The following is a 25,507-nucleotide window of genomic DNA, read 5'->3' as shown; positions in this document are numbered from 1 at the left end:
GTGAAACTAGGCAATAAAGCTTAGGCAAGAATACTGGAGTAAGAAGATGGCACAAACAACCGTAGAACAATTTGCTGGCGAATTAAAGCTGCCAACGACGTTGTTATTAGAACAGCTCAATAGCGCAGGTGTAAAAAAATCAGCGGCAGAAGATTATCTAACTGAAGATGATAAAACAGCGCTGTTGGATCACCTGCGTAAAGAGCACGGTACGCTTGCGCCGAAAAATAAAATTACTTTAACGCGTAAATCCAGTACAGAGATTAAGAAAACAGATAACACGGGTAGAGCGCGCACAATTCAAGTAGAAGTGCGTAAAAAACGCGTGATTGAGCAACACGATGAGTCTGAATTGGCTGTGCAGGCAGAAGAAACAGTAGTCGAAGAGCAAGCGCCAGAAGCTATAGTTGAAGTCATTGCACCTGTTGAAGTAGTTGAAGAGCCTGTTGTTGAAGTGGTTGCTCCTGTCGTAGAAGAGGTTGTAGAGGAGGTTGTTGTAGCTGCCGTTGAAGTTGCTCCAGAGCCTGAGCCTGTGATTGAAAAACCAGTAATCGTAGAGCCTGTGATAAAGACTATTAGCCGTAAAGACTTGTTAGGCGCAGATGAAATTGCTTTACGTGAAAATGAAGCTAGACGTCACTCAGCTTTGGCAGCTATTCAAGCTGAAGATAAACGCAAAAAAGCTGAAATGGCGCAACGTCGTATAGATGAAGAGGCTAGAAAGCTAGCAGAAGCCGAAGCGGCAAAAGTAAAGGCAGCAAAATTATCTGAAGGCACATTGCATAAGCCAGTGGCCAAAGAAGGCGCAGCTAAGCCAGCCGCTGTAAAGGAAGTGAAAAAAGGTAAGGGCAATAACAAAGAATGGACAGACGCTGAGAATAAAAAGCGCGGTCTAAAAACACGCGGTGATACCACTGCGGGTAAACCAGGTTGGCGCGCACCTAAAGGCAAAAATAGACATCAAGATGATGATGCGCAGCATGGATTTACAGCGCCAACCGAAGCGATTATTTATGAAGTGCTAGTACCAGAAACCATTACGGTGGCTGAATTAGCGCACAAAATGGCGGTTAAGTCAGGTGAAGTAATTAAAACGCTGATGGGCATGGGCATGATGGTGACCATTAACCAAGTCCTAGACCAAGAAACAGCGATTATCATTGTGGAAGAAATGGGCCATAAAGCCGCTGCTGCAGCGCCAAATGATCCAGATACATTTGTTGAAGAAGCTGAGCATGCAACTGCGGTGATGGAAACACGTCCACCTGTAGTGACTGTAATGGGCCACGTGGATCACGGTAAAACTTCATTGCTCGATTATATTCGTCGTAGCCGTGTGGCTTCAGGCGAGGCAGGCGGAATTACGCAACATATTGGCGCTTACCATGTAGAAACGCCGCGCGGTATGGTGACTTTCTTAGATACCCCAGGTCATGAAGCGTTTACGGCGATGCGTGCTCGCGGTGCAAAAGCGACCGATGTAGTGATTCTAGTTGTTTCTGCAGATGATGGTGTTATGCCACAAACCATAGAAGCGATTCATCATGCAAAAGCGGCAGGTGTGCCATTGGTGGTTGCGATCAACAAAATTGACAAACCTGGTGCAGAGCCAGAGCGCGTTAAGATGGAGTTAGTAGCACAAGAAGTGGTGCCAGAAGATTTTGGTGGCGAAGTGATGTTTAGAGAAGTTTCTGCCAAAACGGGTAAAGGTATTGATGAATTATTAGAAGCTGTGCTTCTTCAAGCTGAAGTTCTAGAATTGCAAGCCCCTAAAAACACGCCAGCTAAAGGTTTGGTGATTGAAGGTCGCCTAGATAAAGGCCGCGGTTCAGTGGCGACTATCTTAGTGACTTCTGGTACGCTTAGACGCGGTGATATGGTGTTGGCTGGTACTACCTTTGGTAAAGTACGTGCGATGTTGGATGAGTCTGGTAATGACATTCAGGAAGCTGGCCCATCAATGCCAGTGGAAATTCAAGGTCTGTCAGACGTGCCAAGTGCTGGTGAAGAAATGATTGTGTTGAATGATGAGCGTAAAGCGCGTGAAATCGCCAACTTCCGTCAAGGTAAATTCCGTGATGTGAAATTAGCTAAACAACAAGCCGCTAAACTTGAAAATATGTTCGAGCAAATGGGCGATGGCAACTTGCAAACTCTTGGCTTGATTATTAAATCTGATGTACAAGGTTCATACGAAGCCTTAGCAACAAGCTTACAAAAACTTTCTACTTCTGAAGTGCGCGTTAATATAATTCACACTGGCGTAGGTGCAATTAGTGAGTCAGATGTTAACTTGGCTGCCGCATCAAAAGCCGTATTGATTGGCTTTAATGTTCGTGCAGATTCAGGTGCACGTAAATTGATTGAATCGCTTGGCATTGATGTGCGTTACTACAATATTATCTACGAAGCAGTGGACGAAATTAAAGCTGCGCTTGGTGGTATGTTAGCGCCAGAGCAACGTGAAAGCATGATTGGTACTGTAGAGATTCGTGAAGTGTTCCGTATCTCTAAAGTTGGCGCTATTGCTGGTTGTTACGTACAAGATGGTATGATTAAACGTACCTCAAGAGTGCGTGTATTACGTAGTAACGTAATTATTCACACTGGCGAGCTAGATTCACTCAAACGCTTTAAAGATGACGTTAAAGAAGTTAAAAACAACTTTGAGTGTGGCTTGTCATTGAAAAACTTTAATGATATTGAAGTGGGTGATATCTTGGAAGTTTATGAAATCGTTGAAGTGGCTAGAACGCTATAATGGCTAAGGATTTCTCAAGAAGCCACCGAGTTGCCGAGCAAATGCAGCGTGAACTCGCTGATTTGCTGCAATTTGAAGTAAAAGATCCACGTGTGAAAATGGTCACAATCACCGCAGTGGAAGTCACTGGTGATATGGCACATGCAAAGATTTTTTATAGCGCCAGTAAAGCCAGTGATAGTCTGCAACAAGGTCTAGAAAAGTCAGCTGGCTTTTTAAGAACACAAGTGGCTAAACGCATGCTACTTCGTACGGTTCCGCAGTTACATTTTGTCTATGATGCTTCAATTGATAATGGCATGATGATGTCTAAATTGATTGATGAGGCGCTTGCGACCAATCCAGATAACGTCCCAGAAAAAGACAAAGAATAATTCTAAACACGCTAGCCAGCGAAGGCCAGATTCTTGCAGTTTAAAAGAACAAAACGAAATGTTAACGGCGTGCTGTTACTAGATAAGCCGATTGGTTTTTCTAGCAACCAAGCATTACAAAAAGCGAAATGGCTCTATCAAGCCGCAAAAGCGGGGCACACTGGCACGCTAGACCCGTTAGCGACCGGCTTGTTACCACTTTGTTTTGGTGAAGCCACAAAATTCGCCCATTATCTGACTGATGCAGATAAAACCTATGTAGCCACAATGAAATTGGGTGAAACAACCAATACCGGCGATGCTGAAGGTGAAGTGCTAGAGCGGCGCGAGGTGAATGTTAGCCGCGAGCAATTCGAAGCGGCCTGTTTGCAATTCATCGGTGAAATCACTCAAGTACCTCCCATGTATTCCGCCTTAAAGCATGAAGGCAAAGCGATGTATGAATATGCGCGTGCTGGCATTGAAATTGAGCGTAAATCACGCCAGATTACCATTTATCAACTTGCTGTTAACTCATTGGAACAAGATGTTGCAACGATTACTGTCACTTGTTCAAAAGGCACTTATATTCGCACACTGGCCGAAGATATAGGCAAGGTGCTTAACTGTGGTGCACATCTCATTGGCTTGCGCAGAACAGCAACTGCAAACTATCAAATCGCCCAAACCATTACGCTAGAACAGCTAGAAGCCATGACGCCAGAGCAAAGAGAAGCGGCGCTGATGCCAGAAGATAGTGCTGTCCTGCACTTGCCAGCGATGGTTATGGATGATGACAGTAGCTTTTATTTGCAACAAGGGCAGCCAGTTTGGAAAAGTGGTGTGATTCCTCAAGGGTTGATGCGGCTCTATACCGAACAGCAAGTTTTCTTAGGCTTAGGTGAGTTAGCAGCTGACGGCAAAATTGCACCAAAACGCCTCATTCGGCAAATGGAAAGTTAAGCGGGCAGTTTGCTTAAATATACAAAACTACTTGATAAATCATAGATTTATCTTTAGAATGCTCAGTTCATTTTGTAAATGAATGCTTTAGTGGGTTTTCTACTTTTGCATTGACGCTAATTATTAGGAAAAAAAATGGCTACTACAGCTTTAGATACTGCAAAAATCGTTAAAGAATATCAACGCGCTCCAAATGATACCGCTAGCCCAGAAGTGCAAGTTGCACTTTTAACTAACCGTATTACTTATTTAACAGAGCATTTTAAATCTAACAAAAAAGATAACCACTCACGTCGTGGTTTGTTAGCTTTAGTAAGTCAACGCCGTAGTTTATTAGATTACCTAAAACGTAAAGATGTAGCTCGTTATCAAGATTTGATTGCGCGTTTAAGCTTACGTAAGTAATTTTTATAAAAGTGACTTCTTGTTAATATTGAACTCGCTTTTATAATTGTAGAAAGCCGATTGCATGGTGATATGCGTCGGCTTTTTTAATGGCTGTAAGTTGTAGGCTGAGAAATATCACTGTAAATTTTAAATTGTGTAAGAAAAACCAGCGTTTATTGGGTAGTGAATAAGCGCTTATTGAAAAGACAAAGGAAAAATAATGTTTAATAAAGTAACTAAAAGTATTCAATACGGTGCGCATACGCTCACTCTTGAAACAGGTGAAATCTCACGTCAAGCCGACGCAGCTGTGTTGGTGAGCTACGGCGATACAGTGGTATTGGTAGCCGTTACTAGTAAATCAGAAGTAAAAGCCGGCCAAGATTTTTTCCCATTAACAGTGGATTACATGGAAAAAACTTATGCTGCAGGTAAAATCCCAGGTGGCTTTTTCAAACGCGAAGGCCGTCCTTCAGAAAAAGAAACACTGACAAGCCGTTTAATCGATCGCCCATTACGCCCATTATTCCCAGAAGCGTTCTACAACGAAGTGCAAGTGGTGGCGACTGTAATGTCATCAGATCCAGAAATCGATGCAGATATTCCTGCAATTATCGGTGCTTCTGCGGCTATGTCATTATCAGGTATTCCATTCTTTGGACCACTAGGTGCGGCACGTGTTGGTTATATTAATGAAGAATATGTGTTAAACCCAACTAAAGCTCAGTTAGAAGAAACAGAGCTTGATTTAGTGGTTGCTGCAACTGAAACAGCCGTAATGATGGTTGAATCTGAAGCTAAAGAACTTTCAGAAGAAGTGATGTTGGGCGCTGTGGTGTTCGGTCACGAGCAAATGCAAGCGGTAATCAAAATGATTGCTGAACTAGCTGCTGAAGCTGGTAAAGATGCTTGGGACTGGGTTGCTCCAGAACCAGATACAGCGTTAATCGCAAAAGTGGCTGATTTAGCTGCTGCAGATATTAATGCTGCATTCCAAATCAAAGCAAAAGGTGCGCGTTCAGCTAAATTATCAGAAATTACTAGCCGCGTATTGGGTGAGTTGATTACTGAAGAAACTTCAACAACAGAAGCTAACAAAATTAAGAATGAAATCTTTAATTTAGAAGCAAAAACAGTACGTAGCCAAATCTTAAATGGCGAGCCACGTATTGATGGTCGTGATACACGCACAGTGCGTCCAATCAGCATCCGTACAGGCGTATTGCCACGTACACATGGTTCTGCGCTATTCACTCGTGGTGAAACGCAAGCTTTGGTGGTTGCAACGCTTGGTACCGGCCGTGATGAGCAAGTGATTGATGCGCTACAAGGCGAATTTAAAGATCGCTTTATGTTGCATTACAACATGCCTCCGTACGCAACTGGTGAAACAGGCCGTGTAGGTACGCCAAAACGTCGTGAAATTGGTCATGGTCGTTTAGCAAAACGTTCATTAATCGCAGCATTGCCAGATCAAGCGGATTTTGATTACACCATGCGTGTAGTGTCTGAAATTACAGAATCAAACGGTTCTAGCTCAATGGCGTCTGTTTGTGGCGGCTGTTTAGCGTTAATGGATGCTGGCGTACCAATGAAATCATTGGTGGCTGGTATTGCCATGGGCTTGATTAAAGAAGGCAACCGCGTTGCGGTGTTAACCGATATTTTAGGTGACGAAGATCATCTTGGTGATATGGACTTTAAAGTAGCAGGTACAGAAGATGGTATTACTGCGCTACAAATGGACATCAAAATCACAGGTATCACTTCACAAATTATGCAAGTAGCTCTAGCGCAAGCTAAAGAAGGCCGTGCACATATTTTAGGTATCATGAAAACTGCAATGAGCAGTGCAAACACTGAAATGTCAGCGTTTGCACCACGCATTATCGTGATGAAAATTAATCCTGAAAAAATCCGTGATGTGATTGGTAAAGGCGGCGCTGTGATTCGTGCGCTAACTGAAGAAACTGGCACAAGCATTGATATTACTGAAGACGGTACAGTGAAAATTGCATGTACAAGTTCAGAGCAAGGTGCTGAAGCGCAACGTCGCATTGCTGAGATTACTGCAGAAGTTGAAATTGGCAATGTGTACGAAGGCACTGTGCTTAAATTACTTGATTTCGGTGCGATTGTGTCACTAATTCCAGGTAAAGATGGCTTATTGCATATTTCACAAATTGCACATCAACGTGTGAATGCGGTTAGTGACTTCTTAAAAGAGGGTGATGTTGTTAAAGTTAAAGTAGTTGAGGCAGATGAAAAAGGTCGCGTGCGTTTAAGTATGAAAGCCTTGATTGAAGCACCAGCTACAGAAGCAAAATCTGAGTCAGAAGCAGACGAATAAGTCAGTTAATGTCTAACAAAAAGCCCGCGGAAGCGGGCTTTTTGCTGTGTGGCTAAACTTTATAAACCATAAAACACATGCACTGCGAACCTTAAGAATATTGACATGAGGAAAGTGCTTTCAATGAAGTGTGTACATTTAAAATAACAAAAGCCCGATTAATCGGGCTTTTGTTATGAAAATAAACTTTCGCAAATTAATTACTTGGCTACTTGTTTCTCACGCATTTCATCTAGCGTTTTGCAGTCAATGCAAAGTGTAGCCGTAGGGCGTGCCTCAAGACGTTTCAGACCGATTTCAATGCCGCAGCCTTCGCAGTAACCATATTCATCGCTATCAATATTGCGTAAAGTCTCGTCAATTTTCTTGATAAGCTTACGTTCACGGTCTCGGTTGCGCAGTTCTAAAGTCATGTCTGACTCTTGACTTGCGCGGTCGTTAGGATCCGCAAACATCGTGACTTCATCTTGCATGGTATGCACGGTGCGATCAAGTTCTTGGCTTAGCTCTGCTTTCCAGTCATTCAAAATCTTACGAAAGTGATTGAGCTGTGCTTTGCTCATATACTGTTCGTCAGCCTTTGGCTGGTAAGGGGTAAAAGGTTTGGTAATAACTTCTGCCATGGTGTGCCTCAAAAAACTTAAAAAGAGTTGCTTAAGAAAACTACCTAAGAATTATTTATAAAATTAAGCGCGTGAGTGTACACTGAAACTAGCTTTCATGCAAAATTAGTCTAATTCATTGAATTATTGGCAAAATAACTTTAAAACAAGGCATTCAAAGTTTTGCTTCATTTAACTCTAGCGCTAGTAATGTATTTTCCATCAAAGTAGCAACCGTCATTGGACCAACGCCACCCGGTACAGGTGAAATATAGCCAGCACGCTCTTTCGCCGCTTTAAAGTCAACGTCACCAGAAATGCTGCCATCAGCAAGTCTGTTAATGCCAATATCAATAACAATGGCGCCGGGTTTGATCCATTCACCTTGTATCAATCCAGGCTTTCCAGCGGCAGCCACGATTAAATCAGCTTGCTGAACCATTTTAGCCAAATCTTTAGTGTGTCGATGGCAGCTCGTCACTGTGCAACCAGCAAGTAACAACTCTAATGCCATTGGTCGACCCACATGGTTTGATACGCCTATAACGAGCGCATCCAAACCCATCAACTCAATATTGCTAGCCTGTAGCATTTTAATTACGCCAAAAGGCGTACAAGAGCGTAATGTAGGCTGGCGAACAGCCAATCTGCCAATGTTGTATGGGTGAAATCCGTCTACATCTTTATTGGGGCTAATGCATTCAATAACATGTTCATCTTTAATTTGAGGCGGCAATGGCGCCTGTACAAGAATGCCGTCAATGCTATCGTCTTGATTCAATTGCTCAATCAACGTAAGTAGCTCAGCTTCAGAGGTTGAGTCTGGTAGGTCGTAAGCAATTGAGCGAATGCCGACCTTTTCACAAGCCAAACGTTTGTTGCGTACATAGATGCTAGATGCTGGGTCTGCACCTAAAACGATCACAGCCAAACCAGGCGCTCGTTTGTTAGCTTGTAGGCGATTATTGATGCGTTCTTTAATCGAGTTTAAAAGATTTTCAGCAATGGCTTTGCCATCAATTATTTGAGCGGTCATTAGAGTTTATTTTGCTTACTTTTTAAGCGGCATTAAAAATAAAGTAACATTTTATCATAATAGATTTGACCTACAGCCTAGTTTGCAGTATATTTCTGCCCTTCGGCGTGTAGCGTAGCCTGGTAGCGCGCCTGCTTTGGGAGCAGGATGTCGGGAGTTCGAATCTCTCCACGCCGACCAAATTTTAACTTGTTGAATTTTTTAATCAGACTCGGCAAGTCAAAATAAAAGTCAGCCCGAAGCTTTATATGCAAATATAAAGCCTTGTAACCAAAATCTGCCCGTAGCTCAACCGGATAGAGCACCAGCCTTCTAAGCTGGGGGTTACAGGTTCGATTCCTGTCGGGCAGACCAGTACTTAAAGTCTCTATGGTGGCTGTAGCTCAGTTGGTAGAGTCCAGGATTGTGATTCCTGTTGTCGTGGGTTCGAGCCCCATCAGCCACCCCATCTTTTTAAACTAATCCACAGCTTTGTCATTGTCATTGTTATTGTTATTGCATTGCATATAATGCATATTCTGGTAATTTTAAATCACATCATTTAAAGATTATTTAGTTAGCTATTCTGATTGAAGTGCAGAATTAAGCGGTAATTCGCAACGTCTCTATTTAATTGCATTAGCTAAATTTGCTGTAATATTCAAAATCCATTAATAACCCAAGAGTTCAATTTAGAATTAGTATAAGGAATCTAAATCGAATTAACCGTTCATTTTGAATACAGTCGATACGCCTTCAGTTTTAAATAAGCTTATTACTCTTACAAGCGAGCGTGATGTTTTGGCGCTTGAGCAATCCTTGGCGGAAGCGCTGTTTGAATTGGTGAATGCTTCTGCTGACAGTCACGCTAAATACGTTATTATTTTTCATCCCGACGATACTAGAAAGCAGCTTTCCCCATCCATTATTATTGGAAAAAGTGCGGAGCAGTGTAATTTCTCATTACCATTTAAACAATTGCTAATTGATTGTTTTAAATCGGGAAGATATAGCACATATGAGCAAGATAGTGAATCTCATGTCAGTCTATATCCGATTAAGAATGCAAAAGAACATACGATAGCAATTATTGCGATTGAGGCAATGGTGTGTGAATCTCAATTACATGAGGTTATCACCTCATTGTTAAAAATATATCAAAACTTCTCGAGGCTTATTAATGATAATGAGCGTGATACTTTAACTGGCTTGCTTAACCGTAAAACTTTTGATTACAAAATAAATAAGATTTTGCTACAGATACAAGAGCTAGCAAGACTCAATAATGAAAAAGCTAATCAAGTGTATTTTTTGGCGATTTTTGATATTGATCATTTTAAAAGAGTGAATGATGAGTTTGGTCACTTGATTGGTGATGAGGTATTGCTTTTATTTTCTCAATTAATGACACAAACCTTCAGAAATACTGATTTAATTTTTCGCTTTGGGGGTGAGGAGTTCGTCGGTATATTTGAATGCTCAAGCTATGAGGATATATCCCATATCCTGAATCGATTTAGAGAAAAAGTGGGTCAATTTAACTTCCCTCAAGTTGGAAAAATGACTGTCAGTATAGGGTATACAGAGATTTATGCATATGATCTTTCGAGCCTCTTAATCGACCACGCTGATTTGGCATTATATTTTGCTAAGAATAATGGGCGAAACAAAATCTGTTTTTACGAACAGCTAATAGCCGATGGTTCTTTACAAGAAAATACAAAAGAGACTGATATAGAGCTCTTTTAATCCAACACAAACTGGCTTATACGCTTTGCCTTTAACGCTCCACCTCCACTAATATATTAATATTCATATGGCAAAATAATTGATACATATGGCCTTTCAGGCTATAGTGGTATTGGTTATTGAAGTTGTTAAATTTATATAAAGGTTTAAATTGATGGTGGCACTTCGTCCAGTGTTAATGATTATTGATGATGATCCTTTAATTACGGATACGCTGCATTTCGTCTTGAGTAAGCACTTTGAAGTGTGTGTGGCAGAGTCTTATGCACAATTAAAAAGTTTACTTCAGCAGCAAGATGATATGCCAGCCTTGGCATTAGTTGATTTGGGATTGCCACCTTCACCACATACACCTGAAGAAGGTTTTAAAGTCATAAGCGCACTGTTAGCGCATTCACCTACGATTAAAATCCATGTGCTCTCTGGTCAAAGTGACGATGCTAATGTCAAACGTGCCTTAACTTTAGGTGCAGTAGATTTTATTGCTAAACCTTGCGATGTTGAAAAGCTTAAAGATATGCTGCTTCAATCGCTCAAGGTGCAAGACGTTGAGCTCAATGAAGTTAAGGCGGAGCTTGAGTTCGATGGCCTATTAGGCAATAGTTTGCCTATGCAAGCATTGCGCACACAAATTACACAATTTGCTGACTCGCCTTTCCCAGTTTTGATTGAAGGTGAATCTGGCAGTGGTAAAGAGCTGGTTGCAGGTAGCTTTCATCACGCAAGCAAACGTGTGCTGCATCCTTATTTGTCAGTCAATTGCGCTGCAATCTCACCACTATTAGCTGAATCTATATTATTTGGGCATACCAAAGGCGCATTTACTGGTGCTATTGCGGCACATGCTGGCTATTTTGAAGATGCTAGTGAAGGGACGCTTTTCTTAGATGAAATTGGCGAATTGCCACTAGAGTTGCAGGCTAAACTACTGCGTGTACTTGAAAATGGCGAATATCAGCGTATAGGTGAAACACAAACACGTAAGAGTCAGGCGCGCATTGTTGCAGCTACTAACCGTGACTTACGGGCTGAAGTGCGCGCAGGTAAATTCAGGTCTGATTTATATCATCGTTTAAGTGTGTTTGCGGTTCATGTGCCGCCTGTCAGAGATTTGGGGGATGATAAGCATTTGCTGCGTGAACATTTTACCCAATTTTATGCACAACAAATTGGCCAAGCGCCATTTGTGTTAGATGAAGCTGCAAAAGCACGTTGGCTGGATTATAAATTCCCAGGCAACGTGCGCGAACTTCGAAACATTGTGATTCGCTTAATTGCAAAATACTCTGGTAAAACGCTCAATGCCACTCAATTGGTTGCCGAATTTGATTTATCTGAGCCCGAGTCATCAGCGTCAGGCTCAGAAGTGTTAAATATTAACGATTCCGCTGGCATGACCACGCAAGCGCAACGTCATTTGCAGAGTCAAGCCAATGTTAGCTTAGACTCGGTACTTAAAAGCTGGGAGCGGGCTTACATAGAAGCGGCAATGCAAATGACACATGGCAATTTAAGCCAAGCGGCGAAGTTGCTCAATGTGAATCGCACAACGCTATATAGCCGCATGAGCACCACTGACGAAAACTAGAATAGACCAACGGAAACCATTTGTATTACCCGCACTTTGGCTTAAAAGAGCCGCCATTCAAAATCACCCCGAATACGGATTTTTTCTTTTCGGGCGGCAATCGTGGCGCCGTGTTAGATGCGCTTGTTTATGCCATCACCAACGGTGAAGGCATCATTAAAGTGGTTGGTGAAGTCGGCAGTGGCAAAACGATGCTTTGCCGCATGTTGCAAACCAAATTGCCCGAGAAAATCGAAAGCATTTATCTAGCAAACCCAAGCGTAGCACCTGAGGACGTGTTGCACGCGATTGCTTTTGAGCTGCAGCTCAAAGTGCCTAAAAATGCTGATCGCCTAAAAGTGATGCAACTTCTGCAAGCACATTTGCTCAATCGCCATGCAGAAGATCGGCAAGTGGTGATTTTCGTTGAAGAAGCCCAAGGTATGCCGCTGGCAACGCTGGAGGAGATTCGACTGCTATCCAACTTAGAAACCAAGCAAGATAAGCTACTGCAAATAGTGTTGTTTGGGCAGCCCGAGCTTGAAGTTAACTTGAGTAAAACGCATATTCGCCAGTTGCGCGAACGCATTACGCACAGCTTTCATTTAGAACCGTTAGGTACAAAAGAGATAGGCGAATATTTGATTTCGCGCCTACGTGCCGCTGGGTATCATGGACCACATTTATTTACAGAGGCTGCGATTAAAAAGCTGTCTTGCTCAGCAGAAGGTTTGGTCCGGCGTGTAAATATCTTGGCGGATAAATCACTGTTAGCCGCTTATGCCGATAATGTGTATCAGGTCACTCCAAAACATGTGAAAGCAGCAATTCAAGACAGTGAGTTTGGTCGTAGAGCAACTGATTACAAGCAATACTTTATTGGTGCGAGTTTATTGATCGGTATTTTGGTAATAGCTACGGGCTATGCATGGTGGCAATATCAACTTCAGCAAAAATTTTCAGCGGCTGATCATTTAGTTGTTGCCACTCAGTCCAAAATAGCAGCACCAGTTGCTACTGTTTCCACGCCAGTGGTGAGTAGCATCACAGCCCCAAGCTCAGATATTGTGATTGTCGAGCCCTTAGCTGCCACGACTATTGCCTCCGCACCCGTGCTAGCCATGCCTGTGAATATGACAGAAATTAAAACTCTGGTAGACAGGCGTTTAAATATGACTAGAAACCATTTATTAAGTGCTTCGCCCAACACCATCACATTACAAATTAAGTCGCTATTAACCGACGCAAAGCTTGGCGGCGAACAAAAGAAAGATGACCTGTTAAAAGCTGAGCTGCAAAGAATTAGTCAGCAATTAGAAATAGATAATATATATTTATACCGAAAAACTCAAAATGGTGAAACCTACACTGTGATTTTATATGGGGAGTTTGCTGAGCGCGACGAAGCGCTAGCGGCACTGAAAAATCTGCCTTCACCCATTAAAAATAACAAGCCTTACTTACGTACTTTTGCAGGGATTATTCGGGATATTGATCAAACGCAATAAATACAGTACGTAACTTATTGTAAACATTTGATATTCTGTTCATATATCTTGCTTTTTTTGAGTTATTATGCAAAATGTAACAAAGAGTAAAATTTAAGCAATAAGCTGGGGGTGGGACTGTGCTACACAATAAACAAATATTAGGGCATTTATGCATGATGCTTGTTTTAGGCATGTCTGCATGCGCGCACCAATCTAAAATTACGCCCTCAAATGGTCATATTGATGGGCAAAATCCCAGCACGCAAAAATCAGGTGCGCAAGCGGGTGATAATAATGCAGGTAATGGCACAACAGGCAATATTCCGAAACCTGTCACCAATAACATCTATCTACCCCCGCCAAAACCAAGGGCAAAAGCACAGCTTTATAGCATTGTTGTATACGATACACCTGTTAAAGAAGTGCTGTTCGCTATAGCGCGGGATAGCAAGCTCAATATCGATATTCACCCATCAATTCAAGGTCGCGTCACTCTGAACGCGGTAGATCAAACCTTACCCGCTATTCTAGAGCGCTTATCTAAGCAGGTGGATTTGACTTATAGAATTCAGCATGATGTATTGACAATTACGCCAGATCAACCCGTTTTGCGCTCTTATAAAATTGATTACGTGAATATGTCGCGTGATACGACTGGCTTTATTGGAGCAGATGGTCAAATTTCAAGTACTTCACAAATTTCAGGCGCTAGTGGGACAGCAAGCAGTAGCGCAGGCAACGGTGCAAATAATAGCTCTCGAACTTCAGTGACTAGTGAGTCTAAGAGCCATTTCTGGGAAACCTTAGAGAAAAATCTAAAAGATATATTGGCTGAAACTGATAAAGAAGTGTTAATTGCCCGAACTGACAATACAGGTAAATCAAACGAGAAATCAAGGGCAGGGGTTTCTAGTAACATTTCAGCTACCGATGTAGCTAATACTGCTGAGGCAAAGCGTGAAAAAGAAGATGATCGGAACGAATACAAAACGCTATTTGCCGGTACTGTAATTGTGAATCGTGAGGCGGGAATTATTAACGTAAGAGCAACGAACAAACAACACGAGAAAGTCCAAGAATTTATTGACAAGGTAATGAGAAGTGCTAAAAAACAAGTGCTTATTGAGGCCACTATTGTTGAGGTTACTTTAAGTGATGGCTATAAGGCTGGCATAGACTGGAGTCGCCTTGGTGAATTGGGTAGCGCTGGATTTGTATTTTCACAAGTCTTAGGTCCTCAAGTGGGAACCGTTGTAAGTGCAGCTAGTATTACGCGCGATTCGAGTAGTCCAGGCATTATTGCGGGCTACACCAATGGCAAACGGGGCATATTAAGCTCAGTTCAATTATTAGAGCAGTTTGGAAACACTAAGGTCTTATCTAGTCCAAAACTGATGGTCTTAAATAACCAAACAGCAGTGCTTAAGGTGGTTGATAATTTGGTTTACTTTACTGTTCAATCGCAGATATCACAGTCAGCAAGTGGGGTCGCAGGCACCAATCTGCAATCTGTTACTACTACACCTAACACAGTGCCTGTAGGTGTTGTAATGAGCGTTACCCCGCAGATAAACGACACGGGCAATGTGAACATTAATGTAAGACCTACAATTACAAGTCTTATTAGATATGTTCCAGATCCCAATCCTCAAATTCCAGCCAATCAAGGGATTCCGGAAATAAGGACTCGAGAGATGGAGTCTTTACTTCAAATTAGTAGTGGAAATATCGCCGTGCTTGGTGGACTCATGCAAGATGAAATCAAAAACAACACAGATGCTGTCCCTGGATTAAGTAAAGTGCCAGTGGTAGGTAAACTTTTTCAAGGTAAAAACGATTCTAATCTTAAAACTGAATTAGTAATTTTTTTACGCCCTACTGTGATTCAAAATGCAAGCCTAGAAAGTGACGAACTCGCTAGCTACAAACAATATCTGCCGATTCAAGCGATTGAAAGAGCTTCAGAAGTCGAAGCCGAAAATGAAAGGTAAACTTTTATATGAGTTTACTCATTAAAGCATTAGATCATTTAGAAAAAAATAAGCAGGCGGATAAAGACAAAAAGCAAACGGGTGCGTACGTGGCTGATGAAGCTTTATCGCTTGAGCTAGTGGCTATCGATTCCAAAGTGCAGGAAACCGAGCTTGCTGAACAGGTTCCAGTAGTTGAGGCTTTAGAGGCCAGTGTGAAAACAGTCAATGTGTCGCTAGACCAGAATCTTTCTTTGGAGGAGGAGGCGGGCTTAACGGGGGCAGCATTCGGGGCTAAGCAATATACTAAGCCTAAATCTGCGGCAAAAACTTCCAATAAGTCTGCGGTAGAAACAAAACCATTGCAAAGCACTCCACTAGAAACTTTACACTCCTCGGGTGTTAAAAGTAAGGCGGCTGTTGCTAGCTCAACCCCCACCATGCAAATGGTGAATGATGAGTTGAATCAAAAGGCCGCTGCAAAGGTATTTGTTGCGAATAAAGAAGTCAAAGCACCCAGCTCAAAATTAGCCTTAATTAGTTTAGGCGTGGTGGGTGCATTGTTGATTTTGCTAGGTATACAGGGCTATGACTACATTAAGCGCTTAACTACGCCTGATGTTGTAGTGCTGAAACCTAGCATGCCGAGGCAACCACAAGTTGCAGAAGTAGCACCACAGTCACCAATGACTACTCCAACACCCACTGAAATCACTCAACCCGCTCCAGTAGCTTCCCTTCAGGAGAGTCAAACCGTAAATCAAGTGAGTGATGTTGCTAATCTTGATAATAAAACTGCAACCGCAGCATTTAGAAGTAAACCTTCAGAAAAGTCTAATGTTGTTGAAAATGTGATTGAAGCCGAGCCGAAAAAGTCATCGGTTAAAAAAACGAATAAAAATGATGATGCGGCAGATACAAGCGATGCTGAGCCAGATAGCAATAATAAACAAAGGCCACTCAAGCTGATTAGTAAGGTGCAATCACAGGGAGTGGATCCGGCACTGCTTGCTGCTTACCAAGCTTACACACGTGGTGAAGATGCCAACGCACAGAAGCAGTATCGACAAGTATTACAACGCGATGTCCGTAATGTGGATGCTTTACTTGGCATGGCGGCAATTGCTCAGCGACAAGGGCGTGATGCGGATGCGCAAGGCTGGTATCAAAAAGTATTGGAAATAGAGCCTAGAAACAGCATTGCACAAACGGCTGTTGTAAGTAGCCGACAAGTTAACACAGACTCGGTTGGCACAGAAAGCCGTATTAAGAGCATGATTGCACAACAGCCTGAAGGCGCAAATTTACATGCAGCTTTAGGCAATTTATACGCAGAGCAAAACCAGTGGCCTTCTGCACAAGAAGCTTATTTTAATGCCAGTCGATTAGCGCCCAATAATGCCGACTATGCCTTTAATTTGGCGATTAGTTTAGACCAAATGGGTAAGTCTAGTTTGGCTTTAAAACAGTATCAGCGCGCTTTAGATTTGTTGAATAAGTCTGGTGGTACAAGCCCAGATAGAGCGCAGTTAGAGGCGAGAATTCGCGAGCTTCAATAATATGCAAATATTCCTTCCCACTTTAAGGGGGAGGTTAGGATGGGGGTAAGGTGTTAAGTACTTTGAATAATTTACTCTCTCCCCAGCCCTCTCTCTTTAAGGGTGAGGGAGCTAAATATTTAACAATATTTATAACTAAGAATGCTTAGAAAAAGTAGAAATGTAATGGTAAATTTTATGTATGAGCGTTTTCAAAAAATGGTAAATCAGGCTTACTAGATGGCTGAACAAAGACGCAAACCTCGCTTAGGTGAGTTAATGGTACAACAAGGCTTGATCAGTCCTGATCAGCTGCGTATCGCACTTACTGAGCAAGAACACAGCGATTTGCCACTAGGTCGGCAGTTGGTGCTATTGGGTTTTGTCACAGAGATTATGGTGCGTGATGTGGTGGCTGACACCATCGGTTTCGAGAGTATCGATTTGGCTACCATAGTGGCGGATGTCGATGCGCTTAACTTAGTGCCGCAAGATTTCTCCCGCCGCTATCATTTGCTACCGATTGCTTATGAAGCCGCCACTAAAACTTTGGTGGTGGCTATGGCCGATATGTTCAACGTGGTGGCGTTGGATCAGCTCCGCGCCATGCTTGGCGGTCGCATTCAAATTCGCCCATTACTCGCAGCCGAAGCGCAACTTGAAGAATATATTGACCATTTTTATGGTTATGAACTCTCTGTTGATGGCATTTTGCATGAAATTGAAACGGGCGAGATTGATTACAACAGCCTCAGCGCAGGTGGCGATGAGTACACGCAACCCGTAGTACGTTTAGTGGGTGCATTGTTGATGGATGCAGTTAAGCGTGGCGCATCGGATATTCACTTTGAACCAGAATATGCATTTTTACGCATTCGTTACAGGATAGACGGCGTGTTACACCAGGTGCGTAGTTTGCATAAAAGCTATTGGGGTGGCGTGGTCGTTAGGCTAAAAGTGCTCAGTGGCTTAGATATTGCAGAAACACGTGCGCCACAAGATGGTCGTTTGAGCATGAATTTATGTGGTCGTCCAATTGATTTTCGGGTATCAAGTCACCCGACAATTAACGGTGAGAATATCGTACTGCGTGTGCTGGACAGAGAAAAATCAATCATTCCGATGGAACGCATGGGTTTGCGCCCCAATACACTAGACGAATTGCGACTGATGATGACACGCCCTGAGGGCATTGTGATTGTCACAGGGCCTACGGGTAGTGGTAAAACGACTACGCTCTATTCACTGTTGTCATATCGCAATACCGAAGCGGTGAATATCATGACGTTGGAAGACCCCGTAGAATATCCCGTTTCTATGATGCGCCAAACCTCGGTGGCTGAAGTGAATAAAGTCGATTTTGCGAATGGTATTCGCTCGATTATGCGTCAAGATCCAGACATTATTCTGGTGGGTGAGGTGCGCGATGAAGATACCGCAACCATGGCTTTTCGTGCCGCCATGACGGGTCACCAAGTATTTACCACCTTGCATACCAATTCCGCATTAGGCGTTTTTCCACGGCTTTCAGATATTGGTATTTTGCCAGACATCATGGCCGGCAATATTATCGGCGTAGTGGCTCAGCGTTTGGTGCGCATACTTTGCCCACATTGCAAAGAGCCGCATGAGCTGGACGACCTTCAGCGCAAAATTATGCGATTAAAACCAAGCGAAAAACCTAAAATATTCAAGCCCAAAGGCTGCAAGCAATGTAATCAAACGGGCTATCGCGGACGTATGGCGATTATGGAATTATTGCGTATTGATAGTGATATGGACTCGTTAATTTCACGCCGCGCGCATTTGGATGAGTTGCAAAAAATGGCGATGGATAAAGGCTTTGTAACCTTGGCAGAAGATGGTGTGCGTCGCATTATAGAAGGCTACACCAGCTTGGCTGAAGTGATGCGCGTGATTGATTTAACCAACCGTTTAAATTCATAACGCTGATGCCTTCATTCAATTACAAAGCGATTGATCAGTTAGGTCGCCCCGCGATGGGGCAGATAGACGCGCTTAACGAGGTGGATTTAGAGATTCGCCTTGAGCGTATGGGTTTAGATTTGATCACCTATCGCGTGGTCGCTAAATCGACAAGTTTGTTGAATAGCAGCAAAGTTAGCAATCAAGATTTAGTAATGTTTTGCTTTCAAATTGAGCAGTTAAGCAGCGCAGGTGTGCCGCTGTTAGAGTGTTTAACTGATTTACGAGAAAGCAGTAATAATCCGTACTTTCAAAAAGTATTAGGTGCAATTAGCGCAGAGGTTGAAGGCGGAAAAATGCTTTCGCAAGCCTTGGCTGAGCACCCGAATGTTTTTAGCGAAGTGTTCGTTAACTTGGTGAGTGCGGGTGAGCAAACTGGTCAGTTACCAGTGGTATTTAATAACTTGTTCAATACGCTGCGCTGGCAAGATGAGTTAATGTCGCAAACCAAAAAACTATTAGCTTACCCAGCTTTTGTTGCAGTTGTTGTATTTGGCGCGGTAGCCTTTTTAATGAGCTACTTAGTGCCACAAATGGCGTCATTTCTTAAAAATATGGGGCAAGAGCTGCCCATGAATACTAGGTTTTTAATTGCGTTATCAGATGCTTTTGTTAACTATTGGTGGCTGATGATTGGGCTGCCCGTGTTGGTCGTGATTGTCCTTACAAGCATTATTAAAACCAACCCCGTAGCGCGTTATCGGTTTGATATGATAAAACTACAACTGCCGTATACAGGGCCAATTTTAAACAAAATTATTATGGCGCGATTTGCGCGCTATTTTGCGTTGATGTATCAAACAGGCATTCCAATTTTAGACGCAATTAAAATTAGTGAAAAAATTGTAGGCAATCGTGTGGTAGCAGACGCACTTAGCCGTGTGCATGCGCAAATCAGTTCAGGCGAATCTATGTCTGAAAGCTTTCGCAATGCGGGGCTATTTCCGCAGTTGGTGGTACGTATGATTAAAGTGGGTGAAAATACTGGCGCATTAGATAAATCATTGCTTAACATCAGCTATTTTTATGATCGCGATGTGAATGACTCTATGGATAAGCTACTCAAAATGATAGAGCCAGCACTCACAGTATTTCTGGGCTTAATCTTAGGCTTTATTATGTATTCAGTATTGGGGCCAGTTTACGACTCATTTAGTAAGCTCAAAATATAAATGCAACTTTTGTCACCACACTGCGTTACACAAAAAAAATTACTCCTTACATATCAGGCATATGCGGCGTCGCAATTTTTTGTATGTGCCTTGCATGGTTTAGAAATTTGCATTTATGGTCATGGTTTTAAAAAAGGCCTTTCAAGTCATGACTAGCCGCCCCAATAAATTAGTATTATGTGCTACCTCCAACAGCCTGCTAGCTGGCCTTTGGCGTGCGGGAAAGCTGCAGGGTAGCCAAGTCTTTAATAATGATGACGCTGGGCATGATGCCTTTGCTGAATTTCTGAAACAAAATAGCAGCATTCCCATTTACTTAATGGCAGATGCAGTAGAAGAAGATTACCGTTTAGAGAGCGTGCCGCATACCACTGGGGCAGCAAAAAAAGAACTGGTGAATCGTAAACTTAACCAGTTTTATCGCGGCTTAGACTACCGCACCGCACATTTTGTGAATCGTGAAACGATTAAACGTAAGGACGATAAGTACCTATTCGTCGCGCTTAACAATGCTGACTTCTTGCAAACATGGGTCAATCTGATACAAGCCGCAAAAGTGCAATTGGTAGGTATTTATTTACTACCAATGCTTAGCCAAGTATTGGTGCGGCAGTTAAAATTAATGGCACCGCATATTTTATTATGCGAAAAGTTATCTTCAGGTTTACGCCAAACATATTTTCATAATGGCCGACTCCGTATGAGTCGGCTGGTGCCTAATGTACCAGCGGCGGCAAATCAATTAGGCTATTTTTATCTGGTAGAAACAGAAAAAACGCGACTTTACTTAATTAGCCAGCGCTTTATTACCCGTGAAACACCGCTAAATTTAGTGTTAGCCAGTATAGATGGTTCTACGCAAAATATCAGTCAAGGGATTAGCCAAGAGCAAGGTATTGAATGCTCAGATATTAATTTAAGCCAACTCACCAAAAGCTTAAATTTACCCACAAAACTCATAGAGCAAATGCCTGAGTTATTGCATATGCATTTGCTGGCTAGTGGTCACGTGGTCGATAATCTTGCAGTCGAAGCACTGACTAAAGAGTATGACTTTGCTAAATTAAAACACAATATCAAGCTAGCCGCATTGCTGCTGGGCATGTTGGGCATATTTGCTACTAGTGCAATGTTGATGCAGGGCATGAGCTATCAAACTGCGTTAAAAGAAGCGACGCAAGATACGGTGTTGCAGCAACGTCGTTATGACGAAGCTGCCAAAAATTTCCCAGCCACTACTATTAGTGCAGAAGACTTAAAAGCCGCAGTGGAGTTAGATAAAACCATTTCGATTTACCCCAAATCACCAAGACGCATGATGCAAGTAGTCAGCAATGCGCTAGAGCAAGTGCCAGAAGTGCAATTAGACCGATTGCACTGGGCGCTAACTAACGATATGAATAGTAAAGACGACGACAAACTCATTAGTTTGCCGACTTCAAATACGCCAACTAACCCTGTGTTTACGGCCGATGCTAGCAAACTATATGAACTTGCCTATGTCACAGCAGAAATCTCAGGGTTTACGGGAGATTATCGTAGTGCGTTAAATAGCGTGCATAAATTTGTAGAAAAGCTCAATCTTAATCAAAACGTTGCGGCGGTAGAAGTGCTACAAGAGCCCGTGAATGTGAGTTCTTTTGTTAACCTGCAAGGCAGTACTACCGATGAGCAAACTGCACAAACACAACCCGCTTTATTCAAGCTAAAAGTGATACTAAAAGCGCCTGATGTATCTTTAAATACAGATGTGGCTGGAGCGAGATAGCCATGAAACTTAACAAGCAAGATTGGCAAAGATTGCAAGTTCCTATTGTATTGCTAGTGGTGGTGGTGATAGCGGTTATCGCGTTATTTGCATTAGCGCAACAGTTTACTAGCGAGCAAGAAAACGCCCTGCAACAACAGCAGAATCTGCTCAACTCTGCACGACAACGCTACCAGTCATCGGGTGTGGAAAAACAAATGATGACCGAATATTTGCCGCAATATCAGGCGCTGATTAATAAGGGCTTGGTTGGCGAAGAACGCAGATTAGAATGGGTGGACGAGCTACGCAAGCAGCATCAGCTAAATAAATTGTTTAGTATTAAATATAGCATAGGCTTGCAAGAGCCCTATAAACCAAGCTTTGCCAGTAATCTTGGCGGATTTGTATTGAATCGATCTATCATGACGCTAGACCTTGATATGCTGCATGAGGAAGATATACTGCAATTAACCGAAGCATTAGGTAAGAAAAATGAAGAGGTTTTTATGCTACGCGATTGCGAAATTACCCGATTAAATTCAGGCGGCGCGCTCAGTAACCAACTCATTGCCAACTTGCATGCAAAATGCGAACTAGATTGGCTCACGCTGCGCGAGCCAGCACCAATTCAAACAACAGCACTTTCAGTAACGCCACCTTAATGCTTACTCATCAATTATCACGCAGAATATTCACAAGCTTATTGCTAGGCATGTATATCACTTTGTTGTCGTTACAATTACATGCGGAAACAGCAACTGAAAGCAATCAACAACTCGGCAGATTATTTAGCAAACCCAATGAACGAAGTAACCTGAATGTGATTAGACAAAATCAAAAATTAAAAACCACTACCACAGCAGAATCACCACAAACAGCCGCGATGGTTGAAACAATACCGCTAGAGTTGCCAGATCCAATTACGCTACAAGGCTATGTTAAACGCAATGATGGCGCAGCCAATACACTATGGATTAACGGCCAAGCCGTGCAAGAAAATAGCAGTGTAGACCGTGTAGAAATTGGTAAGCTTAATCAAAAAGGGTACTCAAAAAAAGGCGCAAGTACTGAAGGCGTTGATGTAAAAATACCAGCGAATGGCAAACAAATACGCCTAAAAGCAGGGCAAATGTACGAGCCAGAAAATAATAAAATTTATGAAATGCAAGTTGTAGAGAAGGCGAAGAGATTGAATCTAGAGCAAAGCGGTACTATAGACGACGCAGAAACTTCTAGCCGAAGCACATCAGGTAACAATGCAGAATAGTGCTTAATTGCTATGGCACAACAATCCAATTCATTGTCAAAATTGCACAGGTTTCGTTTGAACCAAGCGTGGACTTTGCAAAAAGGCGCAGCCCTAATTTTAATGGCATTTATTTTAGGTCTAGGGGTAGCTGTATTTGTATTGAAAACATACAACGCAGACGCAACTAGGGCTAGGCAAGATGAAAAAACGTATCAAACGCTTAGTCAGGCTAAAAAAGCTTTAATTGCGTGGTCCGTTTCAAATAGCAAAAGACCTGGTCAAATGCCGTTTCCTGATAGGAATGGCGATGGAAATTATGATGGGTATAGTGACTGTAATTCCCCAGCTTCAACTTTTAGTTATAGTTTTTTAATCGGGCAAATGCCTGTGTTTGGACAAACTAATCCATGTGTAAGTCCACAAGTGGGAATAGGTGAAGACTTTATAGACGCGCAAGGTAAAAGACTATGGTATGCAGTTTCCCGGAATCTAATGCATAAGTATGAGTCATTGCCAGTGACTCCAACAAATGACCCAGTAATAAATCCGAATATTATTAACTCTCCTTCTTATGCTTGGCTTAAGGTATTGGATAGCGAGGGTAAAGTCATCTCAGATCGGGTTGCCGCAGTAATTATTGCACCAGGAAATGCAATAGGCGAGCAGGCTAGGTCCGCTGCTGCACCAAGTCCAAATCAATACTTAGATAGTTTTATATTAGGTGGTACAACTTATAGCAACTCAAGTTATCTTGTACCAGACCAAGCCTTTGTCATGGGGCTAGACGAGCGTATGGTAGGTGTTAATGATACGCGGTTTGTAAAGCCTTATTATTTTAATGATAAATTGGCATACATCACGATAGATGAATTAATGGCAGGGTTGTCTAGTCGGGCTGCGGCAGAGGCAAAGACAAAATTGCTAAATTACAAAAAATCTACGGCTATCACTTCACCGCCAGGTTATTACCCTTATGCTTCATTGCTGGGTCTTATAGAACATTACCAAAAAAATAACCAATATGATGGATTTTTACCAATACTAACAGCTACACAGCCTACTACATCATGTTCGGTGACTTATACAAACGCAAACGCAAGCAGTGCTACTTGTGCTGCGTCCTCTTTTGTAAGTATAGAGTTCACACGAACAAGTGGAACATTTACAACAATAACTGGTAGTGGATGTCAGATAACTAACTCAGATGGAACCTGTAGTTGTGCAATAACGTCAAGTTCTGGTGGTTGTAGTGATACAACTGGAACAAATCAGTTTACTTGTACATTAAGCGGGTGCTCGACAACGGGATCTTTGCCAGGTAGTTATGTGTTTAATGGAGCTTTTAAATATCCCATGGGTACACCCGCTATAGTGCAAGCTAATACCTTCAATGGCATTTGTAGATGTGGTGCCAACTCAGTAATATGCTCATCATCGAGTGCTGCAGTAGGAGATTTTTCTAACCAATATGCAACGCTACCAGATGATTTTAATTCTGTTGCTACTAATTCGACTCTACCATCATGGTTTACCGTGAACAAATGGCAAGACTATCTTTATTATCAAGTTTCAAGTAATTGCACCTATGGACAATCATGTGATAGCCCTGATGTTTCAGTAGGAAATAAACTAGCTTCGCCTGCCATGATTGCGGCAACGGGAGCCCCAATTATTAGTGCACCTTTTGCAGTAAAAGGTGCAGCACAGACTCATAGTGGTTGTGATGTAAAAGAATATTTAGACAGTCTTGAAAATACGAATTTAGATACAAAGTTTGAAGCGAACACTAAGCCAAGACTAAGCAATTATAATGACCAAACTTTTGTGGTGATGCCGTGACCAGAAATCTCAAATTAATTAAAGTAACCCAAGGCTTTTCTTTGGTAGAAATGGCCATAGTGTTAATTATTCTTGGCTTTGTTCTTGGTGCTTTACTTATGCCATTACAAGTACAGCGTCAACAGTTGTTCCAGTCCCAAACGGAAAACACACTGGAAGTGGCAAAAAAAGCATTGTTAGGTTATGCACAATCTCAAGGAAGATTGCCATGCCCAGCAACAGCATCGAGTAATACAGATGCGGGTAGCAAAGGGTTAGAAGCTCCAATTCCTATTACTGGCACGTGTACTGTAGCGGCTGGATTTTTACCTGCAGCCACGCTTGGCATACAGCCAACAGACTCAAATGGTTTCGCTTTAGATGCTTGGAATAATCGAATTAGATATGCTATAACTCAAGTTGGAGTTGGTGGGTCTGCTACACCAGACTTTACTACCGTGAATGATATGAACACAGTTGGTATCACTACACTTGCCCCAGATTTAAATGTAATTTGTGGCACTATTACTACAACAGAATGCACCGCGGGTACGAACCTAACAAATAATGCAGTTGCTGTGATTTTTTCAACAGGCAAGAACTTTGGGCAAAGTATAGGCGTAGATGAAACATCAAATTTAATCGCTACAACTAAGTTGTTTTATAGTCGTAGTCCCACAGCTGCTACAGCCGCACCATCAAATGAGTTTGACGATATGGTCATTTGGATTTCCCCCTATGTCCTCTATAACGCCATGATTGAAGCAGGTCAGTTACATTAATACTT

At 42.3% G+C, this 25,507-nt stretch carries 19 protein-coding genes and 3 tRNA genes; 20 read left to right on the top strand and 2 right to left on the bottom strand.

Annotation, left to right across the window (positions count from 1 at the left end):
- Window positions 1-46: 46 nt before the first annotated feature.
- From infB to pnp, 5 genes are all read left to right on the top strand, one after another.
- Window positions 47-2,761 (top strand): translation initiation factor IF-2, encoded by a 2,715-nt coding sequence (infB, locus tag PSV17_RS02160; RefSeq protein WP_300479202.1) that lies wholly within the window; start codon window positions 47-49, stop codon window positions 2,759-2,761.
- Window positions 2,761-3,135, top strand: a complete 375-nt coding sequence (rbfA, locus tag PSV17_RS02155; protein ID WP_300479199.1) for a 30S ribosome-binding factor RbfA — start codon at window positions 2,761-2,763, stop codon at window positions 3,133-3,135. Before infB ends, rbfA begins: the two co-directional genes overlap by 1 nt.
- Window positions 3,136-3,168: 33 nt before the next feature.
- On the top strand, window positions 3,169-4,077 hold the full coding sequence (gene truB / locus PSV17_RS02150; protein WP_300479196.1) for a tRNA pseudouridine(55) synthase TruB: 909 nt from the start codon (window positions 3,169-3,171) through the stop codon (window positions 4,075-4,077).
- A gap of 135 nt (window positions 4,078-4,212) precedes the next feature.
- The gene (gene rpsO, locus PSV17_RS02145) at window positions 4,213-4,482 is read left to right on the top strand and encodes a 30S ribosomal protein S15 (RefSeq protein WP_300479193.1); all 270 of its coding nucleotides are present in this window, start codon (window positions 4,213-4,215) and stop codon (window positions 4,480-4,482) included.
- 202 nt (window positions 4,483-4,684) lie between these two features.
- On the top strand, window positions 4,685-6,814 hold the full coding sequence (gene pnp, locus PSV17_RS02140) for a polyribonucleotide nucleotidyltransferase (RefSeq protein ID WP_300479190.1): 2,130 nt from the start codon (window positions 4,685-4,687) through the stop codon (window positions 6,812-6,814).
- A gap of 200 nt (window positions 6,815-7,014) precedes the next feature.
- On the opposite strand, the gene dksA is transcribed toward pnp, so the two are convergent.
- Together dksA and folD are read right to left on the bottom strand one after the other, a co-directional pair.
- A complete protein-coding gene (gene dksA, locus PSV17_RS02135; protein WP_300479187.1) occupies window positions 7,015-7,437 on the bottom strand; it encodes an RNA polymerase-binding protein DksA in 423 nt (140 codons plus the stop codon).
- A 154-nt stretch (window positions 7,438-7,591) separates the two neighbouring features.
- Window positions 7,592-8,452 (bottom strand): bifunctional methylenetetrahydrofolate dehydrogenase/methenyltetrahydrofolate cyclohydrolase FolD, encoded by an 861-nt coding sequence (folD, locus tag PSV17_RS02130; RefSeq protein ID WP_300479184.1) that lies wholly within the window; start codon window positions 8,450-8,452, stop codon window positions 7,592-7,594.
- Between the two features lie 103 nt (window positions 8,453-8,555).
- Between folD and PSV17_RS02125 the strand changes: the two genes are divergently transcribed.
- From PSV17_RS02125 to PSV17_RS02055, 15 genes are all read left to right on the top strand, one after another.
- A tRNA-Pro gene (locus PSV17_RS02125) sits at window positions 8,556-8,632 on the top strand.
- A gap of 97 nt (window positions 8,633-8,729) precedes the next feature.
- Window positions 8,730-8,806: transfer RNA gene (locus tag PSV17_RS02120), tRNA-Arg, on the top strand.
- An 18-nt stretch (window positions 8,807-8,824) separates the two neighbouring features.
- Window positions 8,825-8,900 (top strand) — tRNA-His (locus PSV17_RS02115).
- 266 nt (window positions 8,901-9,166) lie between these two features.
- Window positions 9,167-10,180 carry a GGDEF domain-containing protein gene (locus PSV17_RS02110; protein WP_300479182.1) on the top strand — a complete coding sequence of 338 codons (1,014 nt, stop codon included), beginning with the start codon at window positions 9,167-9,169 and terminating at the stop codon, window positions 10,178-10,180.
- A gap of 154 nt (window positions 10,181-10,334) precedes the next feature.
- Window positions 10,335-11,768: a sigma-54 dependent transcriptional regulator gene (locus tag PSV17_RS02105; RefSeq protein WP_300479180.1), complete on the top strand. Its 1,434-nt coding sequence runs from the start codon at window positions 10,335-10,337 to the stop codon at window positions 11,766-11,768.
- A gap of 20 nt (window positions 11,769-11,788) precedes the next feature.
- On the top strand, window positions 11,789-13,255 hold the full coding sequence (locus PSV17_RS02100; RefSeq protein WP_300479177.1) for an AAA family ATPase: 1,467 nt from the start codon (window positions 11,789-11,791) through the stop codon (window positions 13,253-13,255).
- Between the two features lie 155 nt (window positions 13,256-13,410).
- Window positions 13,411-15,228 carry a pilus (MSHA type) biogenesis protein MshL gene (gene mshL, locus PSV17_RS02095; protein WP_300479174.1) on the top strand — a complete coding sequence of 606 codons (1,818 nt, stop codon included), beginning with the start codon at window positions 13,411-13,413 and terminating at the stop codon, window positions 15,226-15,228.
- Window positions 15,229-15,236: 8 nt separating this feature from the next.
- On the top strand, window positions 15,237-16,766 hold the full coding sequence (locus tag PSV17_RS02090) for a hypothetical protein (protein WP_300479171.1): 1,530 nt from the start codon (window positions 15,237-15,239) through the stop codon (window positions 16,764-16,766).
- 219 nt (window positions 16,767-16,985) lie between these two features.
- A complete protein-coding gene (locus tag PSV17_RS02085) occupies window positions 16,986-18,692 on the top strand; it encodes a GspE/PulE family protein (protein WP_300479168.1) in 1,707 nt (568 codons plus the stop codon).
- Between the two features lie 5 nt (window positions 18,693-18,697).
- A complete protein-coding gene (locus PSV17_RS02080) occupies window positions 18,698-19,903 on the top strand; it encodes a type II secretion system F family protein (RefSeq protein WP_300479166.1) in 1,206 nt (401 codons plus the stop codon).
- A gap of 121 nt (window positions 19,904-20,024) precedes the next feature.
- Window positions 20,025-21,671 carry a hypothetical protein gene (locus tag PSV17_RS02075; RefSeq protein ID WP_300479164.1) on the top strand — a complete coding sequence of 549 codons (1,647 nt, stop codon included), beginning with the start codon at window positions 20,025-20,027 and terminating at the stop codon, window positions 21,669-21,671.
- A 2-nt stretch (window positions 21,672-21,673) separates the two neighbouring features.
- Window positions 21,674-22,315 (top strand): hypothetical protein, encoded by a 642-nt coding sequence (locus tag PSV17_RS02070; protein WP_300479162.1) that lies wholly within the window; start codon window positions 21,674-21,676, stop codon window positions 22,313-22,315.
- On the top strand, window positions 22,315-22,920 hold the full coding sequence (locus PSV17_RS02065; RefSeq protein ID WP_300479160.1) for a hypothetical protein: 606 nt from the start codon (window positions 22,315-22,317) through the stop codon (window positions 22,918-22,920). Before PSV17_RS02070 ends, PSV17_RS02065 begins: the two co-directional genes overlap by 1 nt.
- 75 nt (window positions 22,921-22,995) lie before the next feature.
- On the top strand, window positions 22,996-24,741 hold the full coding sequence (locus PSV17_RS02060; protein WP_300479157.1) for a hypothetical protein: 1,746 nt from the start codon (window positions 22,996-22,998) through the stop codon (window positions 24,739-24,741).
- Window positions 24,738-25,502, top strand: a complete 765-nt coding sequence (locus PSV17_RS02055) for a type II secretion system protein (protein ID WP_300479154.1) — start codon at window positions 24,738-24,740, stop codon at window positions 25,500-25,502. Before PSV17_RS02060 ends, PSV17_RS02055 begins: the two co-directional genes overlap by 4 nt.
- Window positions 25,503-25,507 lie beyond the last annotated feature (5 nt).

Origin of the sequence: Methylotenera sp., from assembly GCF_029946165.1 — a bacterium.
Lineage (GTDB): Bacteria > Pseudomonadota > Gammaproteobacteria > Burkholderiales > Methylophilaceae > Methylotenera.
This window is presented reverse-complemented; position numbering and strand designations above follow the sequence as displayed.

What these genes read in the sequence shown, in the direction of transcription:
- pnp (WP_300479190.1), top strand. Translation starts at nt 4,685, where the DNA reads ATGTTTAATAAAGTAACTAAAAGTATTCAATACGGTGCGCATACGCTC.
- infB (WP_300479202.1), top strand. Translation starts at nt 47, where the DNA reads ATGGCACAAACAACCGTAGAACAATTTGCTGGCGAATTAAAGCTGCCA.
- PSV17_RS02070 (WP_300479162.1), top strand. Translation starts at nt 21,674, where the DNA reads ATGAAACTTAACAAGCAAGATTGGCAAAGATTGCAAGTTCCTATTGTA.
- rbfA (WP_300479199.1), top strand. Translation starts at nt 2,761, where the DNA reads ATGGCTAAGGATTTCTCAAGAAGCCACCGAGTTGCCGAGCAAATGCAG.
- PSV17_RS02105 (WP_300479180.1), top strand. Translation starts at nt 10,335, where the DNA reads ATGGTGGCACTTCGTCCAGTGTTAATGATTATTGATGATGATCCTTTA.
- folD (WP_300479184.1), bottom strand. Translation starts at nt 8,452, where the DNA reads ATGACCGCTCAAATAATTGATGGCAAAGCCATTGCTGAAAATCTTTTA.
- PSV17_RS02065 (WP_300479160.1), top strand. Translation starts at nt 22,315, where the DNA reads ATGCTTACTCATCAATTATCACGCAGAATATTCACAAGCTTATTGCTA.
- dksA (WP_300479187.1), bottom strand. Translation starts at nt 7,437, where the DNA reads ATGGCAGAAGTTATTACCAAACCTTTTACCCCTTACCAGCCAAAGGCT.
- mshL (WP_300479174.1), top strand. Translation starts at nt 13,411, where the DNA reads ATGATGCTTGTTTTAGGCATGTCTGCATGCGCGCACCAATCTAAAATT.
- PSV17_RS02085 (WP_300479168.1), top strand. Translation starts at nt 16,986, where the DNA reads ATGGCTGAACAAAGACGCAAACCTCGCTTAGGTGAGTTAATGGTACAA.
- PSV17_RS02075 (WP_300479164.1), top strand. Translation starts at nt 20,025, where the DNA reads ATGGTTTTAAAAAAGGCCTTTCAAGTCATGACTAGCCGCCCCAATAAA.
- PSV17_RS02090 (WP_300479171.1), top strand. Translation starts at nt 15,237, where the DNA reads ATGAGTTTACTCATTAAAGCATTAGATCATTTAGAAAAAAATAAGCAG.
- PSV17_RS02080 (WP_300479166.1), top strand. Translation starts at nt 18,698, where the DNA reads ATGCCTTCATTCAATTACAAAGCGATTGATCAGTTAGGTCGCCCCGCG.
- rpsO (WP_300479193.1), top strand. Translation starts at nt 4,213, where the DNA reads ATGGCTACTACAGCTTTAGATACTGCAAAAATCGTTAAAGAATATCAA.